This window comes from Stenotrophomonas sp. STEN022, from assembly GCF_056760155.1.
Genome location: NZ_JBRREG010000111.1, coordinates 1 through 13,018 on the forward strand (window position 1 = coordinate 1; position 13,018 = coordinate 13,018).

A 13,018-nucleotide genomic window follows, 5' to 3' on the forward strand; every position below is an offset into this window, starting at 1 on the left:
CCCCCCCCCCCGCACCCCCCCCCCCCCCCCCCCCCACCCCCCCCCCCCGCCCCCGCCCCCCCGCCCCCCCCGCGCGCCCGCGCCCCCGCGCCCCCCCCCCCCCCCCCCCCCCCCCCCCCCCCCCCCCCCCACTACGGTGCGATCCCCGGCCCAGCGATGAAGATTAGAACGCCGGCAGTACCGCGCCCTTGTACTTCTGCTCGATGAAAGCCTTCACTTCCGGACTGGTCAGGGCCTTGGCCAGCTTCTGCACGCGGGCGTCGTCCTTGTTGTCCGGGCGCGCGACCAGGAAGTTCACGTACGGCGAATCGCTGCTCTCGATCGCCAGTGCGTCCTTGGTCGGATTCAGGCCGGCGTCCAGCGCGTAGTTGGTGTTGATCAGGGCCAGATCGACCTGGTCGAGCACGCGCGGCAGCATCGCCGAGTCCAGCTCGCGGAACTTGAGCTGCTTCGGGTTCTCGGTGATGTCACGCTGGGTGGACAGGGCGTTGCTCGGGTCCTTGAGCTTGATGACGCCGGCGGTGTCCAGCAGGATCAGCGCGCGGCTGTTGTTGCTGGGGTCATTCGGGATCACCACGTCGGCGCCGCTGGGCAGTTCGGCCAGCGACTTGAAACGACGCGAATAGGCACCGAACGGTTCGATGTGCACGCCGGTGACGGTGACCAGGTCGGTCTTGCGGTCCAGGTTGTAGGCCTTGAGGTAAGGCTCGGTCTGGAAGTAGTTGGCGTCCACCTGCTTCTGCACCAACTGGTCGTTGGGCTGCACGTAGTCGTTGAACACGCGCACGTCGAGCTTGACGCCTTCCTTTTCCAGCAGCGGCTTGACCACTTCCAGGATCTCGGCGTGCGGCACGGCGGTGGCAGCAACCACCAGCTTGGACTCATCGGCGGCAGGCTTGCCGCAGGCCGACAGGGCCAGCACGGCGGCAATCAGGGGAAAGGTGAGCAGCTTTTTCATCGGTAACAGATCCCGTGGGGAAGGATGGTGTGGACATACGCTAACAGGCCGACACGCTGCGTGCCGGCCTGCGGTCATTCCATTACTTGCGGCTGTAATGCGTAACCAGACGGTCGCCGAGCATCTGCAGCAGCTGCACCAGCACCAGCAGCAAGACTACGGTGACCAGCGCCACGTCGGTGTGCGAACGCTGGTAGCCGTCACGGAAGGCCAGGTCGCCCAGGCCGCCGGAGCCAATCGCACCGCCCATCGCAGTGAAACCGATCAAGGCGATGGTGGTGACGGTGGCGCCCGCAATCAGGCCCGGCCGCGCTTCCGGCAGCAGCACCTTGAAGACCAGCTGCCTGGTGGTCGCGCCCATCGCCTGGCTGGCCTCGATCACGCCACGGTCGACTTCACGCAGCGCCGTTTCAACCAGGCGCGCGTAAAACGGCGCTGCGCCAACCACCAACGGCAGGATGGCACCACGCACGCCCAGCGAGGTGCCCATCATCGCCAGCGTCACCGGGATCAACACGATCATCAGGATGATGAAGGGCACCGAGCGCAGCAGGTTCACCAACAAGGCGGTGATGCCGTAAACCACCGGCTTGCGGTGCAGCTGCGGCGAGCCGGTCAGGAACAGCAGCACACCCAGCGGTAAACCAATCGCCAAGGTCAGCGGCAACGAGCCGGCCAGCATCAGCAAGGTGTCGATGGTGGCCTGGCCGATATCGGCCCACTTGCCCGCATCCAGATGGCGGAAGAAGCCTTCGGCGGCAGTTGCAATGATCATCGGCGCAGCTCCTCGACGTGCACACCGGCAGCGACGAAGGCCGCCTGCGCGGCATTCTGGTCACCGCCAACCAGGGCTACGGTCAGTTGACCGTAGGGCGTGTCCTTGATGCGGTCGATGCGGCCGGTAAGGATGTTGTAGTCCACGCCGGTATCGCGGGCGATGCGCCCCAACAACGGTTCGTAAGTGCCCTCGCCGAGGAAGGTCAGGCGCACGATGCGACCACCGACGGCGGCGAAATCACGCAGCTGCTCGCCTTCGTCCACATGCTCGGACTCGGACACGAAACGGCGAGTGGTCGGGTGCTTTGGGTGCAGGAACACTTCGGTAACCGGGCCCATTTCCACCATGTGACCGGCATCGAGCACCGCTACGCGGTCGCAGACGCGGCGGATCACATCCATCTCGTGGGTGATCAGCACGATGGTCAAGCCCAGCTCGCGATTGATCTTGCCCAGCAGCGCCAGCACCGAAGCTGTGGTCTGCGGGTCCAGCGCGCTGGTGGCCTCGTCGCACAGCAGGATCTGCGGGCGCGTGGCCAGCGCGCGGGCAATGCCGACACGCTGCTTCTGCCCGCCGGACAGCTGCGACGGGTACTTCGCCGCATGCGCTTCCAGACCGACCATGCGCAGCAACTCGGCCACGCGGGCGTCGATCTCGGCCTTGGGCGTGCCGGCCAGCTCCAGCGGGAAAGCCACGTTGGCGGCGACGGTACGTGCCGACAGCAGGTTGAAGTGCTGGAAGATCATGCCAATGCGACGGCGCAACGTGCGCAGGCCATCGGCGTCGAGTGCGGTGGCGTCCTGGCCGTCGATCAACACCCGGCCACCGCTGGGCTCTTCCAAGCGGTTGATCAGGCGGATCAGGGTCGATTTGCCGGCACCGGAATGGCCGATGATGCCGAACACTTCGCCGGCCTGGATCTTCAGGTCGAGCGGATGCAGCGCGGTGATCGCGCGGCCGTCGACGGCATAAGCTTTCTGCAGGTGCTGGAACTCGATCACTGCCAGGGCAACCGGAGGGCATAAGTAAGGGGCGTGCAGCCTAGCAGCGCCGGGCCGTCGGCGCGCGTGCCGCAAACCGGAATCTTATTCCTTTTGGTTCTAAGTGAAACCAGTCGGGGCTGTGCTGGGGGTAGCTCTGCTTGTGGGAGCGGGGGGGCCCCCGCCCCCGGGGGTCAGCCAATTTCACCTGTTTTGCCCCCCAGGGGGGGGCCCCCCTGCTGCGGGGCTCACGCCGCTTGAGTCTGCCGGCAAAGCCCCTGCCGGGCATGGCTCGGCACTACGCCCCCTCCCTTTGGAGAAGCCAAGGGCAGGGCTGGGGAGGGGTTGGTTTTCAGGGATGATCAATCTGATCCGGCCGCTGCGCCCGCTGCACGCGTTCACGGTGCAGCAGGTACAGGCCACTGGCGACGATGATGCCGGCGCCAATCCAGGTCCAGCGGTCGGGCAGCTTCTGCCAGAGCAGCACGTCCCAACCGATCACCCACACCAGCCCGGTGTACTCCAGCGGCGCGATCATCGAGGCCTGGCCCAGCTGGAACGCGCGGGTCAGCGCGATCTGGCCCAGCGCCCCCGCCAGTCCCATGCCGGCAATCAGCGCGGCGTGCTTCCACTGCAGCGGCTGCCACTGCGGCCAGGCCAGCAAACCGGCACCGATCGCCATGATCAACAGGAACCAGACCACCATCGACTGCGGCGTATCCGTACGCGTCAACAGGCTGACCGTGACCGCCGCGATCGCATAGGCCGTCGCCGCCAGCAACACCATCAGGCCCGGGAACGAGATGAAACCATCCACGCCCGGCCGCAGCACCACCAGCACGCCGATCAGGCCGATGCCGATGGCGACCCAACGCCGCGGCCCCACGTGCTCACCCAGCAAGGGCACCGACAGCGCCGCCACCAGCAAGGGCGCTACGAAGTAGATGGTGTAAGCCGTGGACAGCGACAAGGTACGCAGCGCATAGACGAAGCAACCGATCATCACCATGCCGAGCACGCCGCGTAGCAGATGCAGGCCCCAACGTACCGGGATGATCGAGCGCGGTCCGGCGGTGGCAAGCACCCATACAAGCACGAACGGCAACGAAGCGGCACCACGCAGCATGGTGACCTGCAAGGTCGGATAACTGCTGGACAGCATCTTCATGCCAGCGTCCATGCAGGAGAAGAAAGCGACGGCGGCCAGCATCCAGACGATGGCACGCACGGGGGATTTGGTAGGCGACATGGCCCCATTATCCGCTGCCGGGGCCTGGCTTGCAGACTGCCAGCGGTAATAGGCGATGGTATGTTCTGCCCATTCCCAGCCTGGGCCCAACCATGCGCAAACCACTGAAGCATCCAGTTGCCACGCCTGCCCTGCTGCGTCTTGCCCCGTTGCTGCTTGTTGCGTTGCCCTGGATTGCCACTGCCACGCAGGCGCCCAGCGCTGAAGCGCTGGCGCAGTTGGATGGCTTTGCACTGGGGCTGCAGGCCGCCGGGCAGTTCTCGGGGACGGTGTTGATCGCCAGCGGCGATGAGGTGGTATTCGAGAAAGCCTATGGCGCGCGCGATGAGCAGCAGGAAACATCGCTGCAGGTGAATGACCGCTTCAACCTGGCCTCGGCCGGCAAGATGTTCACCAGCGTGGCGATCCTGCAGCAGATCGCCGCCGGTCGCCTCAGCCTGGACAGCAAGGTCGGTGAGGTGCTCAAGGACTACCCCAACCGCCAGTTCGCCAATGAGGTGAGCGTGCGCCAGCTGCTGACGCACAGCGCCGGTGCGGGGGATATCGGTGAATTGTTTGGCGCCGAACACAGTGCTGATCGCGCGCGCCTGCACAGCCTGGAGGACATGGTTGCACTGCATGCCGGGCGTGCACCGGAGTTCACACCTGGCAGCGCGCAGAAGTACGGCAACTTTGGTTATCTCGTATTGGGGCGGATGCTGGAAGTCCTCTCCGGGCAGGACTTCGAGAGCTACATCCGCCAGCACGTGCTGCAACCGGCCGGCATGCAACATACCGGCTTCGTGGCGTGCGACGACCCCGCAGCTGACCTGGCACGGGCCTATGTGGAGGTGGATGGCAAGCGCGTGCGCAACTGCGCCACCCAACCCAAGCGCGGCCTGCCCGCCGGCGGTGAAGTGGGTGACGCGCGTGACATGTTCCGCTTCGTGCAGGCCTTGAATGCCGGCAAGCTGCTACCGGCGGCACTGTTCGAACAGGCCACCCAGACCCAGCGCGAGTTCATGGGTCTGGGCTTTTTTGCCACCGGCTACGGCAAGGACGTGCCGACCCGTGACTTCCGCTGGGGCCATGGCGGCAGCACGGACGGTGTCTGCACCGACGTGCGCCATTACCCGGCAACCGGCGAGACGGTGATCGTACTGTCCAACAAGGATGCACCGGCCTGTTTCGCTGTCTCCGGCCTGCTGCATGCGCAATGGAAGCAGCCTTGAACGAAAATCCCGGCATCGGCAGCCAGCAAGCGCGCGCCTGCGCAGGCTCCTAACGAATATTTCCCAAGCACCATGCAAGGATGCGCGCCGATGAAACCCCGCACCACACTATTGCTGGCAGTCTCACTGAGCCTGGCCACCCTCTCCATTCCGGCATTCGCGCAACCGGCCTGCAGCCCGCGTTATCCGCCGCCGACCACGATTGCCGCCATGTTCGACATGGCCGCGGTCACCGCCGATACGCTCGATGCCATGCCCGACGTGGATGTGGCCATTGCTGCGCGCGGCGGGCAAGACCTGAGCAAATACGGGTTGCGCCACAGCCACCTGGCCTTCCTGGTCCGCAACGACAGCGGCAGCTGGGACGTGGTGCACCTGCTCAACCGCTGCAAGAGCGACAGCTCGGACCTGTACCGCGAGGGCCTGGTCAACCTGGTCGGCGAGAGCTCGATCACCACCGACCTGCGGGTTGGCATTCCCACGCCGGAAGTCCGCGCCGCACTGAAGACATTGCTCGCCGGTGCCGCGCCACAGGCACGTGCGCTGCATGAGCCGCGCTACAGCATGCTGGCCTATCCCGGCAGCAGCGAATACCAGAATTCCAACCAATGGATCCTGGAAGTCGCTGCAGCCGCAATGGTGCAGGCCGCAGGCGATGCGCCCCTCGCTGACCGCGCCACAGCCTTGGCGTGGCTCAAGCAGAAAGGCTACACGCCATCACGCCTGCACATCGGCATCGGCAAGCGGCTGGGTGCGCGCTTCCTTGCCGACAACGTGGCGGTCACCGACCATCCGGCCAGCGAGCGCATTTCCGGTAATTACTCGGTGGTGACGGTGGAGTCGGTGTTCGACTTCCTGCACCGCAGTGGCGCACTTGAACGCGAGCTCGCCGTCGCCCATCAAACACCCGTGCCGGCAGTGGCCGGAAGCAACACGCAAGCTCCCACACCTCAGCAGGAAGCCACACCATGAAACACCTGATCAAGAGCGGCGCCCTTGCCTTTGCCATCGCCGCCAGCCTGGGATCAGGACTCACCCCAGGCACGGCCCGGGCCGGTGAAATCAATGGTTCGCAGGCCTCGGTGCTGATAACAGGCTCCAGCGTGGTGATGGTGGTCTCCGGGCCGATCTTCCTGTCAGCGGCCGGTGTGCGCGGCGCGGCTGACATGTCCAAGGAATCGCGTGAGCGCGGCGAGGAAAAGCGTCGCATCAGCGCCGGCCCGCTGCCGGATCTGGAAGTGAAGTCGATCGAGACCGCAGCCGATGGCGGCCGTCGCGTCACCCTGGAAGACCCTGCCAACGTCGAAAACCGCGCCACCCTCCAATGGCCCAAGCGTGAGGATGATCCGGCGGCCGGTTTCAACGTGGGCGCAAAGATCGCCTTCCAGCCGAGCCCGAAGGGTGCGGGCTGGATGCTGCGCAACCCGGAAGGCGCTGCATTGGCCTTCGTGCCGACCATCGAAGCGGTGGATGAAAGCCGCACCCGCACGCTTTGATTTCTGATTCGCTGTACTTGAGGAACGCCTTATGAAATCCACGTTTACCCAGCTGGCCTGCGTCGCAGCCATCAGCGCCATGTTGGTGATTGCGCCTGCGCATGCTGGCGATGGCTTGAACCGTTCCGAGGTCAGTACCCTAATGACCTCGGTTGGCGCATCGATGCTGGTATCCGCCCCCTTGCTGCTGGTGGCATCGGCGGCCGACAAGTCTTCCACGGCAGCCGGTGAGCGCCAGGCGCGCCGCGTCAGCGCCGGCCCGCTGCCGGACATGAAGGTCGAAGCGATCACCCAGGACGCTGATGGCGGCCGCAGCGTGGCGTTGGCCGACCCATTGGATGCGGCCAACACCGCATCGCTGCATTGGCCGCAGCGCGAGGACAATCCGGCATCCAACTTCGTGCTCGGTCAGACCGTTGCGTTCACGCCGAGCCCGCAAGGTGCGGGCTGGATGGTGCGTGCGGAGGATGGCGCCGTGCTGACCTTTGTGCCGGCGATTGAAGCGGCGTCGGTGAGTCATAGCGTGAAGCTTTGAGGCTGCAGTGCTTTGAAGCTTCAGATCGTAGAGATGTCTGAAGCATCCCTTCTCCTGCTTGCGGGAGAAGGTGCCCGAAGGGCGGATGAGGGGGCTTTGGCATTGGCTTTTGTAATTTGCAGCTCAAGCGCCCGCAGGGCTGACAACACAAGCAAAAGCTGCCCTCACCCCAACCCCTCTCCCGCCTTGCGGGAGAGGGGCTCTGGTTCTCTGGATCGCAGGCTGTATGCACTCCTGCCGCCTTGACATCCACCTCGACCACACCAGCTACAATAGGCACCGACCTGCCTTTCCAGGCACGGCCCCTCCTCCTTCTATCGATGCAGTGCCCACCGGCGCTGCCTGTGCCCGTTCATGTCCTCACATCCGTCCATCCGCTTCGCTCCGCTGACCCCAACCTCGCTATTGCTGGCCGTGCTGGCAATGGGTGCCGTGGTGCTGGGCTCGAACGTGCTGGTGCAGTACCCGATCAATGACTGGCTCACCTGGGGCGCCTTCAGCTACCCGATCGCCTTCCTGGTCAGCAATCTGATCAATCGCCGCTTCGGCCCGCAGGCGGCGCGCCGCGTGGCCTGGGCCGGCTTCGCGGTGGCGGTGGTGTTGTCGGTGTGGATCGCCACGCCGCGCATCGCGGTGGCCTCGTGCTCGGCCTTCATCGTTGCCCAGTTGCTGGACATCACCGTGTTCGACCGGCTGCGTGCCGGCAACTGGTGGCGCGCACCGATGGTGGCCACCACCTGCAGCGCCACCGTGGACACGGCGATCTTCTGGTCGATCGCCTTTGCCGGCTCGCAGTTGCCGTGGGTCAGCTGGGCGGCAGGCGATCTGGCGGTGAAGCTGGCCATCGGCGTGTGCCTGTTGGCACCGTTCCGTGCCCTGCTGTGGAAGATGGCGCCGCTGCGCGGCACCACCCGCTGATCGCTGCAGCCCGGTACCAAGCCGGGCTGCTTTCCAGCATCACTCCGCGCGCTTGCCCGGCTCGAACGGCAGGCCCTGCGCGATTGCGGCGGCACTGATCGCCGCACATGCCGCTTCGATCTCGGGCGTTGGAATGGCAATACGCGGGCGCCGGTCCAGGGTGCAGCTCAGGCCCACATCAAGCAGCGTGGCGTGCGCCTCGTGCAGGGCTTCGGCCGTCGCACCCGGCAACCAGCCTGCAGCGGCCAGCGCAGAGATCAGCAGCGGGGTCTCCCTCGGCTCGCATAGCGACGGCGTGTGCTGCGCCTGTGACAACACGCCGGTCTGCAGCACGAACTCCAGGTCGACCAGACCGCCTGCGCCCTGCTTCAGGTCCAGCCGCCCGGCATCGCTGCGGTCCAGTTCGGCGCGCATGCGTGCACGCATCTTCAGCACATCGCCGAACAAGGCCTCGTGCTCACGCGCACGGCTCAAGGTGTCAGCGCGTACCCGTTCGAAGTCGGACAACAGCGATGCATCACCGGCCACAGCGCGCGCACGTACCAACGCTTGATGTTCCCAGGTCCAGGCACGTTCGCGCTGGTATTCGGTATAGCTGGCCAACGAGGACACCAACGCGCCCTTGCCGCCATCCGGGCGCAGGCGCACGTCAATATCGTACAGGCGGCCGGCGGCGGTCACTGCACCGAGCAAGGCCATCACCTTCTGCGCCAGACGGGCAAACCAGCGGCCGCTGTCCAAGGGACGCGGACCATCGCTACCGTCGATGCCAGCCGGGCTGTCGTACAGGAACACCAGATCCAGGTCCGAACCAAAGCCCAGCTCGACGCCCCCCAGGCTGCCGTAACCGATGATCGCAAAGCGTCCGCCCGGCACTTCACCATGCGCCTGCAGCATGTCCGCATGCGCCATCTGCAGCACGGTCACCACCACCGCGTCGGCCAGTTGTGCCAGTTGCTGCGTACAGTCGACCGCACGCTGGCGGCCATCGTGGAAGGCCAGGGCCATGCGGAAGCTCAGCGCGAGCCGCACTTCGTTGAGTGCACGCAGCGCCGCTTCCGGGTCATCGATCTGCAAGGCGGCGGCGCAGGCGTCCTGCATTTCCAGCGCCTCCGGCATCGGCCCAGCGACGCGGGTATCCAGCAACTCGTCCAGCAGTAGCGGGAACGCCACCAGCCGCTCGGACAACAGCGCGCTGCGTGCCAGCACGTTGACCAATCGGGTCAAGGCGCTGGGCTGCTCGTCCAGCAACGCCAGATAGCTGGTGCGGCGCAGGATGGCCTGCAGCAGGCCGAGCACGCGCCGCAGCGCGGCATCCGGCTGCGGCGAGCGTGTCGCCGCATGCAACAGTGCCGGCAGCACCCGATCCAGGCGCACATGCGCATTGTCGGACAGCGACTTCACCCCCAGCGACTGGGCGAACTCGCGCAGTGATTGATCCGCACCATTGGCATCGGCGAAACCAGCCTCGGCCAGCACCTCGGCGCTGCCGCCGCCGGGCAATACCCGCCAATAGCTGGACAACACATCCGGCGCGGCCTGGCCTTGGCGCGGGGCAAGCAATGCACCGAATTCAAGACTGACGCGTTCGCGCTGTTCGTTCAAAGCGGCCAGCAAGGCATCCCAATCGGCATAGCCGAGGCCCAACGCGATGCGGACGCGGTCCAGCGAGTCATTGGGCAAGCAGTGCGTCTGCGCGTCGCGCAGCATCTGCAGGCGGTTCTCGACGCGACGCAGGAAGCGATAGGCCTGGATCAGGTCATCGCCATCGCTGGCCGCCATCTGCCCGCCTTCGACCAGCGCGCGCAGCGCCGGCAGCAGGCGCCGCTCGCGCAGCGCAGGTTCGCGGCCGCCGCGGATCAGCTGCAATGCCTGGGCGAGGAATTCGATCTCGCGGATGCCGCCCGGGCCGCGCTTGATGTCGTCCAGGCGGTCCTTGCGCGCGACTTCGGCAGTGATCGCCGCCTTCATCTCGCGCAGGCCATCGAGCGCGGTGAAGTCCAGGTAGCGGCGGTAGACGAAGGGCCGCAACGTCTCCAGCCAGGCCTCGCCAGCGGCGATGTCGCCGGCCACCGCGCGCGCCTTGATCCAGGCGTAGCGCTCCCAGTCACGGCCTTCGCGCTGGAAGTACTGATCCATGCCGGCGAACGACAGGGCAACGCGACCGGCGGTGCCGAACGGACGCAGGCGCAGGTCGACGCGATGGCTGAAACCTTCGGCGGTGGTTTCGTCCAATAGCCGCGCCAGCCGCTGGCCGAGCCGGGCGAAATATTCCTCGGCGGCGAGCGGACGCGCACCATCGGACTCGCCGTTATGCGGGTAGGCGTAGACCAGATCGATATCGGAGGAGAAGTTCAGCTCGCCACCACCGAGCTTGCCAAGCCCGAACACCACCAGCCGCTGCGCGCTGCCATCGGCGTCGCGGACCACGCCGTGGCGGCTGGCGAACTCCTGCTCCAATGCATCCAGGCCCAGCTGCAGGCATTCCTCCGCCAGGCGGGTGGCGCCCGCCAGCGTGGCATCGACGTCATCGAGTTCAAGCAGATCGCGCCAGATCAGCCGGGTCGAGGCCGCAGCACGGTAGCGGCGCAGCTGGGTCGGCCAGGCAGTGGGTTGCAGCGGGTCCAGCACGGGCAGCGGCACGAGGGCTGGATCGGCCTGAGCCAACAACTGCAGCAGCTCCGGCTGCCGGCACAGGGTATCGATGGCGAAATCGCTGGTAACCGCCAGCTGCCGCAAACCAGCCTCGAAGGCCTCTGATGACGGCCATTGCGCCGGATCGGGAGCGGCCAGCTTGAGCCGGGCCAAGGCACGTTCGATTACCGGTTGAACAGATTCAGGTGCTGCAGGGGCGATTTGGTTCATTCCGCGATTCTGGCATCTGCGGCCCAGAAGTCGCCATCTCCGGCGATCAGGCAATAAAAAAGCCCGCTGACAGCGAACTGTCAGCGGGCCTTGCTCCCTCCCCCACGTCGGGATGCAGGGCGATCCTGCCGGGTGCGCAAACAACTTGCACGCTGCACTGCAAAACAATACCGGGGAGTACAAGAGCAGCAAATCCGTAATGACCATTCCACCAAGGTCCAACCCCCCTGTTCACGCCGAAGGGCGATAATCAGCCATCCCCCCAAACAAACCGTAGTCGTCATGTCTGTCGAACGCATCCTGGACCCGCGCCTGCGCGACCGCATCGTTTCCGCCGAACAAGCCGCGGCCTTCATCCAGCCCGGCGAAACCGTGGCCATGAGTGGCTTCACCGGTTCCGGCTATCCCAAGGCGGTGCCGCTGGCACTGGCGCAGCGCATTGAAGAGGTGCACGCCGCCGGCCAGCCGTTCAAGATCAAGCTGATGACCGGTGCCTCGACCGCACCGGAGCTGGATGGCGCGCTGGCCAAGGCCGATGCCATCGCCATGCGCATGCCGTTCCAGACCGACCCGGATGCACGCAAGCGCATCAACGAAGGCACGCTGGACTACATCGACATCCACCTTTCCCACGTTGCCCAGCATGTGTGGTTTGGCTTCTATGGTGATATCGATACCGCGGTGATCGAAGTCTCGGCGATCCGCGAAGACGGTTCGCTGGTGCCCTCCACCTCGGTCGGCAACAACAAGACCTGGCTGGACCTGGCCAAGAAGGTGATCATCGAGGTCAACGAGTGGCAGCCCGCCGACATCGAGGGCATGCACGACATCTACTACGGCACCGCGCTGCCGCCGCACCGCAAGCCGATCCCGCTGATCCACGCCAACGACCGCATCGGCCAGGCCACGCTCAGCGTGGACCCGGACAAGATCGTGGCGGTGGTGCGCACCAATGGCCCGGACCGCAACAGCCCGTTCAAGCCAATCGATGAAGACAGCCGCCAGATCGCCGGCTACCTGATCGAATTCCTCAAGCACGAAGTCGCCAAGGGCCGCCTGCCGGCCAACCTGCTGCCGCTGCAGTCGGGCGTGGGCAATATTCCGAATGCGGTGCTGGCTGGTCTTGCTGAAAGCGGCCTGCGCGGCCTGACCTCGTTCACCGAGGTGATCCAGGACGGCATGCTGGATCTGCTCAAGTCCGGTGTGCTCGAGTACGCCTCGTGCACCGGTTTCGCGCTGAGCCCGGAGGCGAACGAGGAGTTCAAGCGCAACATCAAGTTCTACCGCGAGCGCATCATCATGCGCACGCAGGAAATCTCCAATCACCCGGAGCTGGTGCGCCGCCTCGGCTGCATCGGCATGAACGGCATGATCGAGACCGACCTGTACGGCAACGTCAATTCCACCCACGTGATGGGCAGCCGGATCATGAACGGCATCGGTGGTTCCGGCGATTTCACCCGCAATGGCTTCCTGTCCACCTTCCTGAGCCCGTCGGTGGCCAAGGGCGGTTCGATTTCTGCGATCGTGCCGATGGTCAGCCATGTGGATCACACCGAGCACGATGTCTCCATCATCGTCACCGAGCAGGGCCTGGCCGATCTGCGCGGCCTGCCGCCGCGTGCACGTGCGCGCCAGGTGATCGACAACTGTGCGCACCCGGATTACCGCGACCAGCTCAACGACTACTTCGACCGCGCCTGCCGCGACAGCTATGGCAAGCACACGCCGCACCTGTTGCCGGAAGCGCTGTCCTGGCATCAGCGCTATATCGATACCGGCAGCATGAAGGCCTGAGGCCAAACCTGTAGTGCCGAGCCATGCTCGGCTGAGGATTTACCAGCGAAAAGCCGCCCTCACCCCAACCCCTCTCCCGTACACGGGAGAGGGGCTAAAGCTGAAGGCCTGAAGCTCCACCTGTAGTGGGGGGGGGGGGGGGGGGGGGGGGGGGGGGGGGGGGGGGGGGGGGGGGGGCGGGGGGGGCGGGCCGGGGGAGGAGCAGAAGAAAGAGGGAGGGGAAATAATAAT

The 13,018-nt window shown here is 65.7% G+C and carries 11 protein-coding genes; 6 read left to right on the top strand and 5 right to left on the bottom strand.

Going from position 1 to position 13,018, the window contains the following annotated elements:
- Positions 1–163: 163 nt before the first annotated feature.
- The 4 genes from ACVOMF_RS18165 to ACVOMF_RS18180 form a co-directional block, all read right to left on the bottom strand.
- Positions 164–958 (bottom strand): MetQ/NlpA family ABC transporter substrate-binding protein, encoded by a 795-nt coding sequence (locus ACVOMF_RS18165; RefSeq protein WP_481510510.1) that lies wholly within the window; start codon positions 956–958, stop codon positions 164–166.
- Positions 959–1,040: 82 nt separating this feature from the next.
- Positions 1,041–1,733, bottom strand: coding sequence for a methionine ABC transporter permease (locus ACVOMF_RS18170; protein WP_481510511.1), 693 nt, complete (start codon positions 1,731–1,733; stop codon positions 1,041–1,043).
- Positions 1,730–2,737 (bottom strand): methionine ABC transporter ATP-binding protein, encoded by a 1,008-nt coding sequence (locus ACVOMF_RS18175; protein WP_481510512.1) that lies wholly within the window; start codon positions 2,735–2,737, stop codon positions 1,730–1,732. The genes ACVOMF_RS18170 and ACVOMF_RS18175 overlap by 4 nt, the downstream gene beginning before the upstream one ends.
- A gap of 331 nt (positions 2,738–3,068) precedes the next feature.
- Positions 3,069–3,965: a DMT family transporter gene (locus ACVOMF_RS18180; RefSeq protein ID WP_282271380.1), complete on the bottom strand. Its 897-nt coding sequence runs from the start codon at positions 3,963–3,965 to the stop codon at positions 3,069–3,071.
- A 92-nt stretch (positions 3,966–4,057) separates the two neighbouring features.
- On the opposite strand from ACVOMF_RS18180, the gene ACVOMF_RS18185 reads away from it, so the two are divergent.
- The 5 genes from ACVOMF_RS18185 to ACVOMF_RS18205 all read left to right on the top strand — a co-directional run bounded on the left by ACVOMF_RS18185 (position 4,058) and on the right by ACVOMF_RS18205 (position 8,125).
- Positions 4,058–5,176 (top strand): serine hydrolase domain-containing protein, encoded by a 1,119-nt coding sequence (locus ACVOMF_RS18185; protein ID WP_481510513.1) that lies wholly within the window; start codon positions 4,058–4,060, stop codon positions 5,174–5,176.
- Positions 5,177–5,266: 90 nt separating this feature from the next.
- Positions 5,267–6,148, top strand: coding sequence for a DUF2145 domain-containing protein (locus tag ACVOMF_RS18190; RefSeq protein ID WP_481510514.1), 882 nt, complete (start codon positions 5,267–5,269; stop codon positions 6,146–6,148).
- Positions 6,145–6,672, top strand: a complete 528-nt coding sequence (locus ACVOMF_RS18195) for a hypothetical protein (protein ID WP_481510515.1) — start codon at positions 6,145–6,147, stop codon at positions 6,670–6,672. The genes ACVOMF_RS18190 and ACVOMF_RS18195 overlap by 4 nt, the downstream gene beginning before the upstream one ends.
- Before the next feature lie 31 nt (positions 6,673–6,703).
- Positions 6,704–7,207: a hypothetical protein gene (locus ACVOMF_RS18200; protein ID WP_481510516.1), complete on the top strand. Its 504-nt coding sequence runs from the start codon at positions 6,704–6,706 to the stop codon at positions 7,205–7,207.
- Between the two features lie 354 nt (positions 7,208–7,561).
- Positions 7,562–8,125: a queuosine precursor transporter gene (locus ACVOMF_RS18205; RefSeq protein ID WP_481510517.1), complete on the top strand. Its 564-nt coding sequence runs from the start codon at positions 7,562–7,564 to the stop codon at positions 8,123–8,125.
- 39 nt (positions 8,126–8,164) lie between these two features.
- On the opposite strand, the gene glnE is transcribed toward ACVOMF_RS18205, so the two are convergent.
- A complete protein-coding gene (glnE, locus tag ACVOMF_RS18210) occupies positions 8,165–10,990 on the bottom strand; it encodes a bifunctional [glutamate--ammonia ligase]-adenylyl-L-tyrosine phosphorylase/[glutamate--ammonia-ligase] adenylyltransferase (RefSeq protein ID WP_481510518.1) in 2,826 nt (941 codons plus the stop codon).
- Positions 10,991–11,272: 282 nt separating this feature from the next.
- On the opposite strand from glnE, the gene ACVOMF_RS18215 reads away from it, so the two are divergent.
- The gene (locus ACVOMF_RS18215) at positions 11,273–12,787 is read left to right on the top strand and encodes an acetyl-CoA hydrolase/transferase family protein (protein WP_481510519.1); all 1,515 of its coding nucleotides are present in this window, start codon (positions 11,273–11,275) and stop codon (positions 12,785–12,787) included.
- The last annotated feature ends 231 nt before the right edge of the window (positions 12,788–13,018 follow it).